Below are 17,357 nucleotides of genomic sequence, written 5' to 3'. Positions count from 1 at the left end.
TCTTTTAATAATATAATTATTATTCAGCGTTTCCGCCGTTCTTCTTGATGATTTCTTCTTGAATGGCCTTAGGAACTGGTGAGTAGTGGTCAAAGCTCATTGAGAATGTACCACGACCTTGAGTTGCTGAACGCAATGTCGTTGCGTAACCAAACATTTCAGAAAGTGGAACGAAAGCATGAATCAATTGAGCCTTCGAACGGCTTTCCATTCCATCAACATTACCACGACGAGCGGTAACTTGTCCCATAACATCACCCATGTTATCTTCTGGAACAACGATATCAACCTTCATAATTGGTTCAAGAATAACTGGACCAGCAGTCTTAGCAGCATTTCTTAAAGCAATTGAAGCAGCAATCTTAAATGCAGCTTCACTAGAATCGACATCATGGTAACTACCATCGTATAACTTGGCCTTAACATCAATCAATGGGTAACCAGCAAGGACACCGTTTGCCATTGATTCCTTCAAACCTTGTTCAACTGAAGGGATAAATTCACGAGGAACAACCCCACCAACGATAGCATCTTCGAATTCGAATCCTTTACCGGCTTCATTTGGAGTAAATTCAATCCAAACGTCCCCGTATTGACCCTTACCACCAGATTGACGAATGAACTTACCTTGAGCCTTAGTTGGCTTAGTGAATGCTTCACGATAAGCAACTTGTGGAGCACCAATAGTAGCTTCAACGTTAAATTCACGTTTCATCCGATCAACAATGATGTTCAAGTGAAGTTCTCCCATTCCTGAGATAATGGTTTCACCAGTTTCAGGGTTAGTTTCAGCCTTAAAAGTAGGATCTTCTTCAGCAAGTTTTTGTAAAGCAGTGTTCATCTTGTCTTGGTCAGCCTTAGTCTTAGGTTCAACAGAAACACTAATAACTGGGTCAGGGAATTCCATTGATTCAAGGTGTAATGGGTGCTTTGGATCAGTTAATGAATCACCAGTAGTAGTGTTCTTCAAACCGATAGCAGCAGCAATATCACCTGAGAATACTTCTGGGATTTCTTTCCGGTGGTTAGAGTGCATTTGTAGTAAACGACCAACACGTTCACGCTTGTCCTTAGTTGCGTTTAATACATATGAACCTGATTCCAAACTTCCACGGTAAACACGAATAAATGTTAACCGCCCAACGAATGGATCAGTCATGATCTTAAATGCAAGGGCAGCGAATGGCTTGTTGTCATCAGCCTTCAATTCAACTTCTTCACCAGTATCTGGATCAGTCGCCTTGTATGGACGAACATCTAATGGTGAAGGAAGGTAGTCAAGGACTGCATCAAGCATCATTTGAATTCCCTTATTCTTAAATGCTGAACCAGCTAGTACTGGGTAGAATTCAAGGTTAAGAGTAGCCTTACGAATTGCAGCTTTTAACTCGTCCTTAGTGATTTCTTCACCTTCAAGGTACTTGTTCATGATGTCTTCATCAACATCAGCCACTGCTTCAACTAATTCATCATGACGCTTTTGTGATTCTTCCTTTAAATCATCAGGAATTTCAACAGTATCCCATTCTGAACCAAGTTTATCTTCATCGTAAAGGTATGCCTTCATTTCGATTAAATCAACCATACCTTCGAAATTATCTTCGGCACCGATTGGCATTTGAACAGCATGTGCGTTAGCATCCAAACGTTCGTGAAGTGATGCTACTGACATATCAAAGTCAGCACCAAGCTTATCCATCTTGTTAGCAAAAACGATCCGTGGAACATTGTATTCAGAAGCTTGACGCCAAACAGTTTCGGTTTGTGGTTCAACACCAGCGGCAGCATCTAAAACGGTAATTGAACCGTCAAGAACCCGTAGTGAACGTTCAACTTCGGCAGTAAAGTCCACGTGTCCTGGGGTATCGATAATGTTTACTCGGTAACCCTTCCATTGAGCAGTAGTTGCAGCAGAAGTGATAGTAATACCACGTTCTTGTTCTTGTTCCATCCAGTCCATTTGTGAAGCACCATCATGGGTTTCACCAATTTTGTGGGTAATTCCAGTGTAGTATAAGATCCGTTCAGTAGCGGTAGTCTTACCAGCATCAATATGGGCAGTAATCCCAATATTACGGGTCTTGTCAAGTGGGAATTCACGTTTGTTAGCCATGTGTAAATGTTTCTCCTCTCAAAACAGTTCAGTTTCAAATAAAAGTGGCTATTTGAGTATCAACTAGCCACTTGTTATTATAACAAATTATAAGATGAATTAAACGCTAATTACCAACGGTAATGTGCAAATGCACGGTTAGCTTCAGCCATCTTATGAGTGTCTTCACGTTTCTTAACGGAAGCACCAGTATTGTTAGCAGCATCCATAATTTCACGTCCAAGACGTTCAGTCATAGTATGTTCACCACGTAAACGTGAGTAGTTAGTAATCCAACGAAGACCTAAAGTAGTCCGACGACCAGGGCGAACTTCGATTGGAACTTGGTAGTTAGCACCACCAACACGCCGTGCCTTAACTTCAAGTACAGGCATAACGTTCTTCATTGCTTCCTCGAATACTTCGACTGGATCGTTTCCAGTTTCTTCTTTGATCATTTCGAATGCACCATATAAAATCTTTGATGCAGTTCCTCTCTTACCATCCAACATTAAATGGTTAATTAAGCTGGTAACCAACTTTGAATTGTAAATTGGATCAGGAAGTACTTCGCGATCCGCAACATGTCCTTTTCTTGGCATTTAAATATCCTCCTCGTTTTTAAATTTAATTGATTATTCCTTAGGCTTCTTAGTACCGTACTTAGAACGACCTTGACGACGATCATCAACACCGGCAGTATCTAAGGCCCCACGAACGATGTGGTAACGTACCCCAGGTAAATCCTTAACACGTCCCCCACGAATTAAAACAACACTATGTTCTTGAAGGTTGTGTCCAATTCCTGGAATATAAGCAGTAACTTCAATTAAGTTTGATAATCTAACACGGGCATACTTACGTAATGCAGAGTTAGGCTTCTTAGGAGTCATCGTTCCAACACGAGTAGCAACTCCACGTTTTTGAGGAGCTGGGTTGTTGGTTTGAACTTTCTTGTAACTGTTGTACCCATGGTTTAAAGCAGGGGCTTTTGATTTAGAACTTTTAGATTTACGTCCGTTACGAACTAATTGGTTAATAGTAGGCATCTAAAAATTCCTCCTTTCATAATTTTTAATATAATATATAAGTCCACACATCCAGGTGGTTCATTTTTTAACTTAAAAAAAGAACCGCCGTTTACGTACGAAATTGTACATAGTGCAAAGAAAATTTATCTCTGCATCAGCAAGCACTTTATTATCTTATCACTCCCAATATTGAGTGTCAATGAATTTTAAAAATAGTCTGACTCATTTTCTGCGTATTTAAAAAACGAGGTGGTATAAATGATTTTAATTCTTTTATTTTGGGTTGGTGCAGCATTTGGATCATTCTTTTCGTTAATCATTCAACGATGCCAAAGAGCTGAATCAATTATTAGTCCCCGTTCTCATTGTGATAATTGTCAGATTCCAATTTCTAGAATAGATTTAATCCCAATCATTAGCTTTTTAATTCTAAGGGGTCGCTGTCGAAATTGTAAGGCCAAGATTTCTAAACAATTATTTATCAATGAATTATTATTTGGTGGATTGTTTTTACTTCAAGCTCAATTTTGGTTTGCCCCGCTCATTTTTAGTTCATTAATAATGATGTTAATTCTTTCCATTATTGATTTTCAAAAGCAAATGGTTCCAACTAAATTACTAATTATATTATTATTAAATAATTTAATTTATTATTTTTTTATTAAAAATGAATCAATATTAACACTTAGTTTGATCGTTATTATTTATTTAATTGTGCTTTGGATAAACAAATTCTACTTAAAAATTGGTGAAGGTGACATCGACATTATTTTTATTTTATTACTAATCCTAGGTATTAACGGAATCTTCATTAGCATTATTATTTCTACAATTTTTGCACTAATAAGCGCAATTTTTATTTTAAAAGCAAATCGAATTGCATTCATTCCGTTTTTAAATTGTGGTTATTTAATTTGTTTGATTTTTATGTAAAAAATAGGAACCCTATTAATTAGAGTCCCTATTTTAAAATGGTTAATTAATTTTTAGCGTCTTCTTCTTTTTTAATCTTTTCTTCTAATTGACTAATTGAGTAAACGCCATCGGTACTAGAAGCCCCAATTTCCTTGGGTTTAATGTCACCATAAGTTTGCATTCCAGTTCCGGCAGGAATTAACTTACCAATAATAACATTTTCTTTTAATCCAACTAATGGATCATTCTTACCACGAATGGCAGCATCTGTTAACACCCGAGTGGTTTCTTGGAATGATGCAGCAGATAGGAAACTATTAGTTTCAAGCGCTGCTTTGGTAATTCCAAGTAACACTGGACGAGCAGTTGCAGGAATTTTACCAGTGATAACAGCATCACGGTTACTTTCCTTAAAGTCGTTAACATCCATTAACGTTCCAGGAAGTAATTCGGTATCACCAGGATCCATGATTCGAACCTTACGAAGCATTTGTCTAACCATAATTTCAGCATGTTTATCACTTAGATCCACCCCTTGACTCCGGTAAACCTTTTGGATTTCACCAAGGAGGTAAACTTCAGTAGAAATTGTATCCCTAACCTTGATTAATTCCTTTGGATCAATTGAACCATCATCCAATTGAGATCCACGTCTGATAAAGTCACCTTCAGTAACTAATAATTTAGAATTAATTGGAACACTGTAGGTTCTAGTATCAGTATCACCCTTAATGGTGATTTCTTGGGTTCTTTCAGCAGGGTTTTCTTCAATTGATTCAACATTCCCAGTAACTTCAGTAATTTCAGCCTTCCCTTTAGGATTTCTGGCTTCAACAATTTCTTGAATCCGAGGAAGCCCTTGGGTAATATCTGAATTTCCGGCAACCCCACCGGTATGGAAGTTCCGCATGGTTAATTGCGTTCCTGGTTCACCAATGGCTTGAGCAGCAACAGTCCCAACGGCTTCACCAACTTCAACTGGATCACCAGTTGCAAGATTTCGACCGTAACACTTAGCACAAACCCCGTGAACACTATTACAAGTAAATGCAGAACGAATTTCAACTTCCCTAATTCCAGCATCTTCAATTGCTTGTGCTTCAGGTTCGTTGATAATTTGGTTTTTCTTAACGATTACTTCACCGTTCTTAGGGTTAACGACCGTCTTCATTGCATTTCGACCAAGAATTCGGTCATATAATGGTTCCACAGTTTCATTTCCTTGGGTTAATGCCTTAACGATTAAGCCACGGTCAGTTCCACAATCATCCTCACGAATGATAACATCTTGTGCCACATCAACTAGCCGACGGGTTAGATATCCAGAGTTGGCAGTCTTAAGAGCAGTATCGGTCATTCCCTTACGAGCACCATGGGTAGAAATGAACATTTCCAAGACGGTTAATCCTTCACGGAAGTTAGAAGTAATTGGTAGTTCCATAATATCTCCACTTGGAGAAGCCATCAATCCACGCATTCCGGCTAATTGAGTAAAGTTTGAAATGTTACCACGAGCTCCAGAATCACTCATCATAAAGATTGGGTTTTGAGGATCGAAGTTAGTTTGTAGTAGATCTTGAATTTCATCCTTAGCGTCAGTCCAGATTTGAATAACTCTTTCATAACGTTCTTGATTGGTAATTAGACCACGACGGAATTGTTTAGTAACCATGTCAACCTTTTTGTGAGCTTTTTCAATAACGGCTGGCTTTTCCTTTAAATCAGTAACGTCGGTAATCCCAACGGTCAACCCAGATTTAGTTGATTTATCATAACCAATATCCTTGATTCGATCAAGGAGCTTAGAAGTAATTGTAACCTTATATTGGTTATATACTTCCGCAATCACATCACTCAAGAAGCCCTTCTTAAATGGTGGGATTACTGGAGCATCCTTAAGGTGTTCAAAAATATCTTCACCTGGTTCTAGGAAGTACTTATCAGGAATGTGACCGTGAACGTTAGTATCAGTAGGTTCATTCAAATAAGTGAATGCTTTGGGAAGAATATGGTTAAAAATAATCTTACCAGTAGTGGTAACTAGAATTTTATTCCGTTGTTCATCGGTAAACGGCTTGTCAGGCATTGAAGAAGCCCGAATTCCAACCCGTGTATGCCAATGAGTAGTTCCATTTTGGTATGAAAGCAATGCTTCGTTATAATCATTAAAGATCGAACCTTCACCCTCACGTCCTGCTTCTTCCATGGTTAGGTAATAGTTCCCAATAACCATATCTTGTGATGGCGTAACGATTGGTTTCCCATCACGAGGAGCAAGGATGTGACTAGCAGCAAGCATTAAAATTCTAGATTCAGCCTGTGCTTCATCAGAGAGTGGAACGTGAATGGCCATTTGGTCACCATCAAAATCGGCATTGTAAGCTTCACAAGCTAATGGATGCAAACGCATTGACTTCCCACTTACTAACACCGGTTCAAAAGCTTGAATTCCCAAACGGTGAAGCGTAGGTGCCCGGTTTAGTAACACAGGGTGTTCCTTAATCACATCTTCCAATACATCGAAGACTTCATCTTCTTGTCGGTCGATTTGGCGTTTAGCGTTCTTAATGTTAGACGCAATTCCACGTTTAACCAATTCCTTCATAATGAAGGGTTTGAATAATTCCATTGCCATTGGCACAGGAAGTCCCATTTGGTTGAACTTAAGGAATGGTCCCACGTCAATAACTGAACGACCGGAGTAGTCAACCCGCTTTCCAAGTAAGTTTTGTCTAAACCGACCTTGCTTACCCTTAAGCATATGTGACAATGACTTCAATGGCCGGTTCCCTGGTCCAGCAACTGGACGACCACGACGACCGTTATCAATTAATGCATCAACGGCTTCTTGTAACATCCGCTTTTCGTTTTGAACAATGATTCCAGGAGCATTAAGATCTAGTAATCTTTTTAGTCGGTTATTACGGTTAATTACCCGCCGATAAAGATCATTTAAATCTGACGTGGCAAACCGACCACCTTCCAATTGAACCATTGGACGAAGATCAGGTGGAATGACTGGAATTGCATCCATTACCATCCAGTCCAAATCGTTTTCAGAAGTTAAAAATGCTTCCAAAATGTCTAATCGACGAACGGCACGGGTTCTCTTTTGTCCGGTAGCTTTTTTAAGTTCTTCCTTTAGTGCATCAGTTTCTTTTTGCACATCAACGTTTTCAAGTAAAGTCTTAATGGCTTCAGCACCAATGCCAGCCTTAAAACGACTACCGTATTCAAGCTTCTTTTCCCGATAATCATGTTCTGATAATAATTGTTTGTTTTCAAGAGGCGTATCACCTGGATCGGTAACCACATAGGAAGCAAAGTAAATCACTTCTTCTAGTGCACGGGGGCTCATGTCTAAGACTAATCCCATCCGACTAGGAATTCCCTTGAAGTACCAAATGTGAGTAACTGGTGCAGCCAATTCAATATGACCCATCCGTTCTCTTCTAACCTTGGAGCGAGTAACTTCAACTCCACATCGGTCACAGACAATTCCGCGGTAACGAATACGCTTGTATTTACCACAAGCACATTCCCAGTCCTTGGTAGGCCCAAAAATTCGTTCATCGAACAAACCTTCTTTTTCGGGCTTCAAAGTCCGGTAGTTAATGGTTTCTGGCTTTTGAACTTCACCATATGACCAACTACGGATTTTATCAGAAGATGCTAGGCCAATTTGCATACTTTCGAATTTATTAACATCGACCAATTGAGCGGCCTCCTTATTTAATCATTAGAATTTGTGTTAGTTGTATTGGACTTTTCGGAAGAGTCATCTGATTGTTCTGCCTTTTCAGCATTTTTCTTAGCTTCTTGTTCCTTAGCTAATTTACTTAGGGCATCAACATTAACTACGTCATCATCTTCGTTATCCATATCTCTAAGTTCAACTTCCTTGTGATCCTTATTCAGAACCTTCATATCAAGTCCTAGCGCTTGTAATTCCTTAACAAGGACCCGGAATGATTCAGGAACTCCTGGTTTAGGAATTGGTTCACCCTTAACGATGGCTTCATAGGTCTTAACCCGACCAACAACGTCATCGGACTTGTACGTAAGAATTTCTTGAAGGGTGTATGCAGCCCCATAAGCTTCAAGGGCCCAAACTTCCATTTCACCAAACCGTTGGCCCCCAAATTGAGCTTTCCCACCAAGTGGTTGTTGGGTAACTAATGAGTAAGGTCCAATTGCCCGGGCATGAATCTTGTCATCAACCATGTGAGCAAGCTTCAAGTAATGCATTACCCCAACGGCAATTCGCTTATCAAATGGTTCACCAGTCCGACCATCATATACAACGGTCTTAGTATCAGGTGCCATTCCAGCTTCCTTAACAATATCATCAATATCATCATCACTAGCTCCATCGAAAACTGGAGTCGTAACGTGAATTCCTAACTTACGAGCAGCCATCCCCAAATGCAATTCGAGCAATTGCCCAATGTTCATCCGGGAAGGCACACCCATTGGACTCAGCATAATATCGATTGGAGTCCCATCTGGCAAGTAAGGCATATCTTCTTCAGGAATGACGATTGAAACGGTCCCCTTGTTTCCGTGACGACCGGACATTTTATCTCCAACTTGGATCTTACGCTTTTGAGCGATGTAGACCCGCACCATTTGGTTCACTCCTGGAGATAGTTCATCACCATTATCACGACTGAAGACCTTAATGTCTTGAACGATTCCACCAGCACCATGCGGTACCTTAAGGGAAGTATCACGAACTTCACGTGCTTTTTCACCAAAAATAGCGTGAAGAAGACGTTCTTCAGCTGATAACTCAGTTACCCCCTTAGGAGTAACCTTACCAACTAAAATATCACCATCATGAACTTCAGCACCAATTCTTACAACCCCGTTTTCATCAAGGTTCTTAAGTGCATCTTCCCCAACATTAGGAATTTCACGAGTCATTTCTTCAGGTCCTAATTTAGTGTCACGAGCTTCTGATTCATATTCTTCAATATGAATTGAAGTGTAGACATCATCACGGACTAAGCGTTCATTAATTGCAATCGCATCTTCGAAGTTATACCCTTGCCAAGTCATAAACGCAACCACAGGGTTTTGGCCTAATGCAAGTTCACCATTTTCCATTGAAGGACCATCAGCTAACACTTCATTAGCATCAACATGGTCATTAACTCGAACGATTGGCCGTTGGTTGTAGTTTTTACCACCATTTGAACGTTGGAACTTCATTAGCTTATAAGTGTCCAAAGCCCCATCATCACGACGAACCCGTACTTCACGGGAATCAACGTATTCAACCGTTCCTTCATGCTTACAAATTAAAGCAACTCCAGAATCATGAGCAGCCCGATATTCCATTCCAGTTCCAACTAGTGGAGCATGTGGATTTACCAATGGAACGGCTTGCCGTTGCATATTAGCACCCATTAATGCCCGGTTAGAATCATCATTTTCCAAGAATGGAATACATGCAGTGGCAACCGAAACTACTTGTTTAGGCGAAACGTCCATGTAATCAACGTCTGTAATGTTAGCAACGATGTTATCAGAACGGTGCCGAGCTAAAACGGTATCTTCAGCAAATGAACCATCGTCATTTAACTTAGAGTTAGCTTGTGCAACCACGTACTTATCTTCTTCATCAGCACTTAGGTAATCGATTTTATCGGTAACCTTGTGGTCCTTCCAAGAAACCCGGCGGTATGGAGTTTCAACAAATCCATACTTATTCACCCGTGCATAACTGGAAAGACTATTGATCAACCCGATATTTGGTCCTTCGGGAGTTTCAATTGGACAAATCCGGCCATAGTGGGTGTAGTGAACGTCCCGCACTTCATATCCGGCACGGTCACGAGTTAATCCACCAGGTCCTAAGGCAGAAAGACGCCGTTTATGGGTCAATTCACCTAATGGATTGGTTTGATCCATGAATTGTGAAAGTTGGGAGGAACCAAAGAATTCCTTTACAGAAGCAACCACTGGTCTAATATTAATCAATTGTTGAGGAGTAACAGTAGCAGCATCTTGGATTGACATCCGTTCTCTAACTACTCTTTCCATCCGTGCTAATCCAATTCTAAATTGATTTTGTAGTAATTCACCCACTGAACGAATCCGACGGTTACCCAAGTGATCAATATCATCTGGTTCGCCAATTCCTTCTTGTAAATCAAAGAAGTAGTTAATCGATGAAATAATATCTGCTGGTGTAATGTGTTTGAAGTCCAATGGAATGTTATCATTACCAATTACTGGAACAATCCGGTCTGGGTCGTTCTTTGAGTAAACTTTGATAATTTGAACAGTCATTGGTTCAGTCACTACGGCTTGATCAGAAGGTTCAAAGGTGTATGCCTTAAAATCTTGTCGATCAAGGTATGGCTTTAATTTTTCTAATAGTTCACGGCTAATCACATCATCTTTGTTAGCAATGATTTCACCTGTATCAGGATCAGCTAACGTTTCAGCTAACGTTAATCCTAATAAACGATTCTTAAGTTTTAATTTATTGTTAGTCTTAAAACGACCAACGGGTGCCATATCATAACGTTTAGGATCAAAGAACCGGGCAGTCAAAAGACTTCTTGATGAATCAGCAGTCTTTGGTTCACCTGGCCGCAATCGTTCATAGATATCCTTTAAGGATTCTTCGACCCGTGAGTCGTCGGCATTCTTGTGAACATCTTTTTCAAGGGTCAATGATAAACTATCATTTGAACCCAAAATTTCACTAATTTCATTATCTTCACCAAAACCGAGTGCTCTTACTAATTCAGTAATTGGTAATTTCCGAGTCCGGTCAATCCGAACGTATGAAACGTTCTTCGCATCAGTCTCAAATTCCATCCAAGCCCCACGGTTAGGGATGATGGTAGAACCAAATACGACCCGGCCGTTCTTATTAACGTCCTTGTGGAAGAATACCCCAGGTGAACGAACTAATTGGGAAACGATAACCCGTTCAGCACCATTAATAATGAAAGTCCCTTGGTCAGTCATCAATGGAAAATCACCAAAGAAAACATCTTGGGTTTTAATTTCACCAGTATCATGGTTCGTTAACTTAAGAGTAACGTGTAATGGAGCCGAATAATTGGCCTCGTGTGCACGTGCTTCTTCTACTGTATACTTTGGTTCTAATAATTGATAATCAACGAACTCTAAAGATAAATTCCCCTTAAAGTCATCAATTGGCATAATGTCGTTGAACATTTCACGCAATCCGTCATCCAAGAACCATTGGTATGAGTTTGTTTGGATTTCAATCAAGTTAGGTAGATCAAGAACTTCCTTAATCCGAGCATAACTTCTACGAATACGGTGTTTTCCATATTTAACTAAATGTCCTGCCAAGTTAGTCACCTCTCCTAATTATTACCACGAATAGAAATGTTACAATTTGATTACAAATTGTATTTTGTCCCCTTTTTTACCTAAATTGGGCAAAAAAAAACCCCAAAACAGATTCAATAATCTCAACTTTGGGGGATATAGGAACCCTTACGGACAATAGATCGCAAGAATTCATTTCAATTCGTAGTTATATAATGCTATATTACTCAATTTGTTCAACAATGTCAAATAATAAACAACTAAAAAAAGAGGAAATATTTCCTCTTTTTGATTTAATCATTATTATTGGTTAGTGGATTTTTGATTCGCACTTTTCACACTAATCTTAATTTTACCGTGGCTTGCACCGATGGTCAGTGAATCGCCCGTAGCCACTTGGCCAGAGAGCATCGTTTCACTTAGTTGATCTTCAACCTTAGTCTGAAGTGCCCGTCTGATTGGCCGTGCTCCATACTGTGGATCAAAGCCCGCCTTAGCAACCAAATCAATTGCAGCTGGGGTTAACTTAACGTTAATGCCCTGTTCAGTGATTCGATCTAGCAAGTCTTGAGCCATCAACTTAACAATTTCATGTAACTGCGCCTTGTTAAGTGGGTGGAAAATTACCACTTCATCAATCCGGTTCAAGAATTCTGGTCTAAAGTGCTTCCGTAATTGATCCTTAATGGTTGCAGACATTGCCTTGTAATCATCAGCATCCGCTTTTTCAGCCCCGAAACCAACGGTCTTTTTGTACTTCAGGGTGGTAGCTCCCAAGTTAGACGTCATAATGATGACCGTATTTCTAAAGTCAACTTTCCGCCCCTTAGAATCAGTAAGGTAACCATCATCCAATACTTGCAATAACAAGTTGAATACATCTGGATGGGCCTTTTCAACTTCATCAAGCAATACCACTGAATAAGGATGTTGTCTGACCTTTTCAGTTAATTGGCCACCCTCTTCGTAACCAACGTAACCGGGTGCAGACCCAATTAACCGACTGGTCGAATATTTTTCCATGTATTCGGACATATCGACCCTAATCATGTCATCTTCAGAACCAAACATTGCTTCAGCAAGGTCCTTAGCTAATTCGGTCTTCCCAACTCCAGTGGGTCCTAAGAACATAAATGATCCAATTGGCTTGTTAGGATCCTTAAGTCCACTACGGGCCCGTCTGATTGCACGAGACACTGCAGAAACAGCCTCATCTTGACCCACAACCCGATTATGAAGAACTGATTCTAAGTTAATCAATCGATCAGCATCAGATTTAGTCAGCTGCGTAACCGGAATTCCAGTCCACTGGGCAACGACTTCAGCAATATCTTGACCGGTTTCGGTCAATTGATATTCACCACCATCAGCTTGTTGTTTTTCTTCAGCCGCTACCTTAACTGCAACTGTTTTGGCTTGTTGTCTAATTTCAACAGCGCGTTCAAAATCTTGATTTTCAATTGCCTGTTCCTTTTCGCTATCAAGTTGATTTAACTTAGCGCGATTAGCAGAAAGCTTTCCGCCCGAATGCTGATTAATTCTAACCTTAGCTGCTGCCTCATCCATTAAATCAATTGCCTTGTCTGGTAAGAAGCGACTTTGAATGTAACGACTGGAGAGTTCAACCGCCTTTTCAATTGCTTCATCAGTAATTTTAACATGGTGATGCTCTTCGTATTTAGGGCGAATTCCCTTTAAAATTTGAACCGTATCAGCGGGAGATGGTTCCTCAACCTGAACGGTCGCAAACCGTCTCTCCAAAGCCGTATCGGATTCAATGTATTTTTGATATTCATTCAAAGTAGTGGCACCGATCATTTGAATTTCACCACGGGCAAGTGATGGCTTCAAAATATTAGATGCATCAATTGCCCCTTCAGCACCACCAGCACCAACTAAGGTGTGAAGTTCATCAACAAATAGGATTACGTTTCCACTATCCTTAATTTCCTTGATGATCTTCTTAAGGCGGCTTTCAAATTCACCACGGTACTTCGTCCCGGCAACCAACGAACCCATATCAAGCATCATTAAGCGTTTGTCAGTCATGTCTTCTGGGACATCTCCATCAATGATTTTCTGGGCTAGGCCCTCAGCAATTGCGGTTTTTCCAACCCCAGGTTCACCAATTAAGACCGGATTGTTCTTAGTCCGTCGACTAAGAATTTGAATCACCCGTTTTACCTCGTCAGTCCGTCCAACGGTCGGATCCAAACGACCTTCACGTGCTACTTCAGTCAAATCAGTAGCTAAGGAGTCCAGGGTTGGGGTTTGCCCCTTAGGTGCATTTCGATCACCATTATTATTAAGGTAAGGATTCTTATTATTAGTAGTAGTCGTAGAGCCCATCTTTCTTAGGGTCACCCTTCTAACGATTTTAGCGTCAACACCCAAGTTAAATAGGATGCGAGTTGAAAGGCCCCCTGTAATCAAGGTTAATAATAAGTGTTCAGTTCCTACCTTATTAGAACCATGCCGCTTGGCAATCTGCCCTGCTAACGCTAATAAATCCTTTGCCTTAGGTGAATATGGTAAGTAAGAAGAACTATCTAAGCCCTCAACGTTTCCAAATCCAACCGTTCTTTCGATTTCTGAACGAATATCTTCTTCCGTAATTTGCAATTGAGCCAAAACATTGTATGCGATTCCGTTCGGTTCTAAAGCTAGTCCCAAAAGTAAGTGTTCACTACCAACTGATTGGTGTCTAAAGTTTTTTGCTTGTTCTTGTGCAAGTACTAATACATTGCGTGCGCTAGGTGTAAATACATTATCCATAAAATGCCTCGCTTTCCGATTTTAATCCTCAAACCTGAGATGATTCAATACTGACGATAGAATCTGTGCCCGAAGGCGATTCGCCATCATTGTATCGTTATTAATCATTAAACTATCCTTATCAATTGCTGCCAGGATAATTCTGGCTTCCTTACTGGAGAGCAGTTGACTATGATACAAAGTTTTAACAATTGAACCACCGTCCCTTTCGGAAATACTAGAACCAATTATCGCTAATAAAGAATCTAATACTTCTATATTATCTAATAATTTTACCTTTTCGATTCGAATATATCCACCACCACCACGTTTACTTTCTACAACGTAGCCATTTTGAATTGTGAATCGAGTCTTAATAACGTAGTTAATCTGTGAAGGGACAACATGAAAAAGTTCAGCAACCTCTGAACGCCGAATCTCAATTTGACTAGTTTCAGCTAAAATTTGCTTTAAATATTTTTCAATAATATCTGAAACATTCTTTGATTGCATATCTTCATCTCATCTCTGACTAATCTTGACTATTATTATAGGAAATTAACCAATGAAATAAAAGCATTTTGTTTTATTATTTTTGGGGACAAAAAAATCGGGAAAACAAGATTCGAACTTGCGACCTCTGCGTCCCGAACGCAGCGCTCTACCAAGCTGAGCTATTTCCCGATGTTTTTGTACTATTAAATTAAAATGAAACTAGATCGGGAAGACAGGATTCGAACCTGCGACCCCTTGGTCCCAAACCAAGTGCTCTACCAAGCTGAGCTACTTCCCGATGTTTGAATTAACTAAATATCAATAATAGTTAGTTAAAATAAAAAATGCACCCAGTAGGAGTCGAACCTACAACCTTCTGATTCGTAGTCAGACACTCTATCCAGTTGCGCTATGGGTGCAAAATAATATTAAAATGCCGAGGACCGGGATCGAACCGGTACGGTTATCACTAACCGCAGGATTTTAAGTCCTGTGCGTCTGCCAATTCCGCCACCCCGGCAGGCTATTTATTTTTTATAAAATAAAAAGCGGAAGACGGGATTCGAACCCGCGACCCCCACCATGGCAAGGTGATGTTCTACCACTGAACTACTTCCGCACAAAAATGCCGACTAGACGATTCGAACGCCCGACCTCATCATTACTAGTGATGCGCTCTAACCAACTGAGCTAAGTCGGCAAATTGGTAAAGTGCGGGCGAAGGGACTCGAACCCCCATGTCCAAAGGACACTAGAACCTAAATCTAGCGCGTCTGCCAGTTCCGCCACGCCCGCAAAATATATTAAAATGTTAATGAGCCGTGGGAGGTTCGAACTCCCGACCCTCTGATTAAAAGTCAGATGCTCTACCGGCTGAGCTAACGGCTCGTGAAAATAAAAAAATGGAGGATACAGGGCTCGAACCTGTGACCTCCTGCTTGTAAGGCAGATGCTCTCCCAACTGAGCTAATCCTCCGAGGTCCTAAATGCTTATTAACTTAAGCAACTATTTAATAATATCAAATTAGCAACTCAATGTCAACAACTTTTTTGTTTTTTATTTTCGCCATTCATCTGAAAAGCAATCAGTAAAAATCAACAAAAACTAGTATATAATAAATCATGATAAAAAGCTACCCCTTTTTGCAAAAAAAAATAAGAATCATGATCGTTAGACCTGATTCTTACCATTTAAACGTTGTTATAATAACGTTTTAGAATAAATCTTGTTTTTCGATTTTTTTCATTCCATGCATGTATGGTTGAAGTACTTCTGGAATGTTAACCGTTCCATCTTCATTTTGGAAGTTTTCCAAGATGGCTGCAACTGCCCGACCAACTGCTAATCCAGATCCGTTTAAAGTGTGCACAAACTGTAGCTTTCCACTTTCATCACGGTATTGAATCTTAGCACGCCGTGCTTGGAAATCAGTCGTATTGGAACAACTGGAAATTTCACGATAACAATTTTGAGCTGGCATCCAAACTTCAAGGTCGTGGGTCATTGCAGCAGTAAAACTCATATCACTAGTCGTTAAAGTAATTACATGGTATGGAATCTTTAGTAGTTTTAATAGTTTTTCTGCTTGATGGGTAATTTCTTCCAGTGCTGCCCATGAATCTTCTGGTTTAGTGAATTGCACCATTTCCACCTTGTTAAATTGGTGTAATCTAATTAACCCACGGGTATCTCGACCAGCACTCCCAGCTTCAGAACGAAATGCTGGACTTAATGCGGTAAATTTAACCGGTAACTTGTCTTCTGGAATGACTTCACCACGGTAATAATTAACCAATGGCACTTCAGCAGTTGGAATCATGGTTAAATCGCTATCAGCAATTTCAAAACCAGCTTTCTTTTCCAAGAATTTAGGGAATTGGCCGGTTCCATACATTGATTCTGAATTAACCATGTATGGTGGGATAATTTCTTCAAATCCAGCATCAGTATTTTGGTCCAAGAAGAAGTTATATAGAGCCCGTTCTAGTAATGAGCCGGCACCAATGTAGTAAACAAAACGACTTCCAGCAACCTTAGCACTTCTTTCGAAGTTTAAGATTCCAAGGTTTTCACCAATTTCCCAGTGATTTTTAGGTTTGAAGTCGGTAAATTCACGGGGCGTCCCCACCCGACGAAGTTCATTTGCACCTTCTTCAGTTAAACTAATTGGATCATCATCATTTGGAATGTTAGGAAGGTGGGCAGCTAAATTATGTTGTTTTGCAGAAACTGTTTGTTCCTGTTCATCAAGTTCCTTAATTTCAGCGCCGACTTCCTTCATTCGATTAATTGGCCCTGATGCATCTTCCTTAGCCCGCTTCATCTTAGCAATTTCATCAGAAACCGTGTTTCTTTCGGCCTTTAGGCTTTCAACCTTTACTAAGATATCACGACGGTTTTGGTCAAGTGCCAATAGTTCATCGATTTGTTTTTCATCGATTCCCCGGGTAGCCATCTTTTCCTTGAACCATTGTTCATTATTTCTAATCAACTTCATGTCTAACATGGGACATACCTCCTAAAAATATAAAAAGCAGGCTTCGTCATTGGGACGAAAGCCTGCTTTTCGCGGTACCACCCAAGTTCCCGATAAAATCGGACAACTCATCAATGATAACGGCCACCAACCGTGCGGCATTACCCGCCCACTTATTAATACGTCGGAAATTTCGACCTGCAGTTCTCACCAACCACTGCATCTCTATAGTGTCTACTTAATAAACGTATATCGCGTTTTCAACTAATACTA

General features: G+C 40.1%; 9 protein-coding genes and 9 tRNA genes. 1 reads left to right on the top strand and 17 read right to left on the bottom strand.

The annotated features are described in order from the left end of the window. Positions 1-19 precede the first annotated feature (19 nt). The 3 genes from fusA to rpsL form a co-directional block, all read right to left on the bottom strand. On the bottom strand, positions 20-2,113 hold the full coding sequence (gene fusA, locus MOO44_RS05385) for an elongation factor G (protein WP_260116154.1): 2,094 nt from the start codon (positions 2,111-2,113) through the stop codon (positions 20-22). Between the two features lie 110 nt (positions 2,114-2,223). Continuing rightward, positions 2,224-2,694 (bottom strand): 30S ribosomal protein S7, encoded by a 471-nt coding sequence (rpsG, locus tag MOO44_RS05380; protein WP_260116153.1) that lies wholly within the window; start codon positions 2,692-2,694, stop codon positions 2,224-2,226. A 33-nt stretch (positions 2,695-2,727) separates the two neighbouring features. Further along, a complete protein-coding gene (gene rpsL / locus MOO44_RS05375; RefSeq protein WP_260116152.1) occupies positions 2,728-3,141 on the bottom strand; it encodes a 30S ribosomal protein S12 in 414 nt (137 codons plus the stop codon). Positions 3,142-3,381: 240 nt separating this feature from the next. On the opposite strand from rpsL, the gene MOO44_RS05370 reads away from it, so the two are divergent. Continuing rightward, positions 3,382-4,056: a prepilin peptidase gene (locus MOO44_RS05370; protein ID WP_260116151.1), complete on the top strand. Its 675-nt coding sequence runs from the start codon at positions 3,382-3,384 to the stop codon at positions 4,054-4,056. 46 nt (positions 4,057-4,102) lie between these two features. Here MOO44_RS05370 and rpoC read toward each other — a convergent pair whose 3' ends face one another. The 14 genes from rpoC to serS all read right to left on the bottom strand — a co-directional run bounded on the left by rpoC (position 4,103) and on the right by serS (position 17,114). After that, positions 4,103-7,753, bottom strand: a complete 3,651-nt coding sequence (gene rpoC / locus MOO44_RS05365) for a DNA-directed RNA polymerase subunit beta' (protein ID WP_260116150.1) — start codon at positions 7,751-7,753, stop codon at positions 4,103-4,105. 17 nt (positions 7,754-7,770) lie between these two features. Beyond that, the gene (rpoB, locus tag MOO44_RS05360; RefSeq protein ID WP_260116149.1) at positions 7,771-11,388 is read right to left on the bottom strand and encodes a DNA-directed RNA polymerase subunit beta; all 3,618 of its coding nucleotides are present in this window, start codon (positions 11,386-11,388) and stop codon (positions 7,771-7,773) included. Positions 11,389-11,661: 273 nt separating this feature from the next. Then, entirely contained in the window at positions 11,662-14,133 is a 2,472-nt protein-coding gene (locus MOO44_RS05355) for an ATP-dependent Clp protease ATP-binding subunit (protein ID WP_260116148.1), read from the bottom strand. 21 nt (positions 14,134-14,154) lie between these two features. Further along, on the bottom strand, positions 14,155-14,625 hold the full coding sequence (locus tag MOO44_RS05350) for a CtsR family transcriptional regulator (RefSeq protein ID WP_260116147.1): 471 nt from the start codon (positions 14,623-14,625) through the stop codon (positions 14,155-14,157). A 97-nt stretch (positions 14,626-14,722) separates the two neighbouring features. Beyond that, positions 14,723-14,796 (bottom strand) — tRNA-Pro (locus MOO44_RS05345). Between the two features lie 35 nt (positions 14,797-14,831). Further along, positions 14,832-14,905, bottom strand: a tRNA-Pro gene (locus MOO44_RS05340). A 47-nt stretch (positions 14,906-14,952) separates the two neighbouring features. Beyond that, positions 14,953-15,026, bottom strand: a tRNA-Arg gene (locus MOO44_RS05335). 15 nt (positions 15,027-15,041) lie between these two features. Continuing rightward, positions 15,042-15,127: transfer RNA gene (locus tag MOO44_RS05330), tRNA-Leu, on the bottom strand. 27 nt (positions 15,128-15,154) lie between these two features. Beyond that, positions 15,155-15,226, bottom strand: a tRNA-Gly gene (locus MOO44_RS05325). 7 nt (positions 15,227-15,233) lie between these two features. Then, positions 15,234-15,307 (bottom strand) — tRNA-Thr (locus tag MOO44_RS05320). A gap of 12 nt (positions 15,308-15,319) precedes the next feature. Next, positions 15,320-15,402: transfer RNA gene (locus tag MOO44_RS05315), tRNA-Leu, on the bottom strand. Between the two features lie 20 nt (positions 15,403-15,422). Next, positions 15,423-15,495 (bottom strand) — tRNA-Lys (locus MOO44_RS05310). A gap of 15 nt (positions 15,496-15,510) precedes the next feature. Next, a tRNA-Val gene (locus MOO44_RS05305) sits at positions 15,511-15,583 on the bottom strand. Between the two features lie 238 nt (positions 15,584-15,821). Next, the gene (gene serS, locus MOO44_RS05300) at positions 15,822-17,114 is read right to left on the bottom strand and encodes a serine--tRNA ligase (RefSeq protein WP_260116146.1); all 1,293 of its coding nucleotides are present in this window, start codon (positions 17,112-17,114) and stop codon (positions 15,822-15,824) included. Positions 17,115-17,357: the final 243 nt, after the last annotated feature.

The sequence above is a fragment of the Nicoliella spurrieriana genome (genome assembly GCF_023380205.1).
GTDB classification, from domain to species: domain Bacteria; phylum Bacillota; class Bacilli; order Lactobacillales; family Lactobacillaceae; genus Nicoliella; species Nicoliella spurrieriana.
The sequence above is the reverse complement of the archived record's forward strand: the minus strand, read 5'-3'. Positions and strand labels throughout refer to the sequence as shown.

Excerpts from the sequence above, each read along its gene's own strand:
- fusA (WP_260116154.1), bottom strand. The coding sequence starts at position 2,113 with ATGGCTAACAAACGTGAATTCCCACTTGACAAGACCCGTAATATTGGG.
- rpsG (WP_260116153.1), bottom strand. The coding sequence starts at position 2,694 with ATGCCAAGAAAAGGACATGTTGCGGATCGCGAAGTACTTCCTGATCCA.
- rpsL (WP_260116152.1), bottom strand. The coding sequence starts at position 3,141 with ATGCCTACTATTAACCAATTAGTTCGTAACGGACGTAAATCTAAAAGT.
- MOO44_RS05370 (WP_260116151.1), top strand. The coding sequence starts at position 3,382 with ATGATTTTAATTCTTTTATTTTGGGTTGGTGCAGCATTTGGATCATTC.
- MOO44_RS05355 (WP_260116148.1), bottom strand. The coding sequence starts at position 14,133 with ATGGATAATGTATTTACACCTAGCGCACGCAATGTATTAGTACTTGCA.
- MOO44_RS05350 (WP_260116147.1), bottom strand. The coding sequence starts at position 14,625 with ATGCAATCAAAGAATGTTTCAGATATTATTGAAAAATATTTAAAGCAA.
- serS (WP_260116146.1), bottom strand. The coding sequence starts at position 17,114 with ATGTTAGACATGAAGTTGATTAGAAATAATGAACAATGGTTCAAGGAA.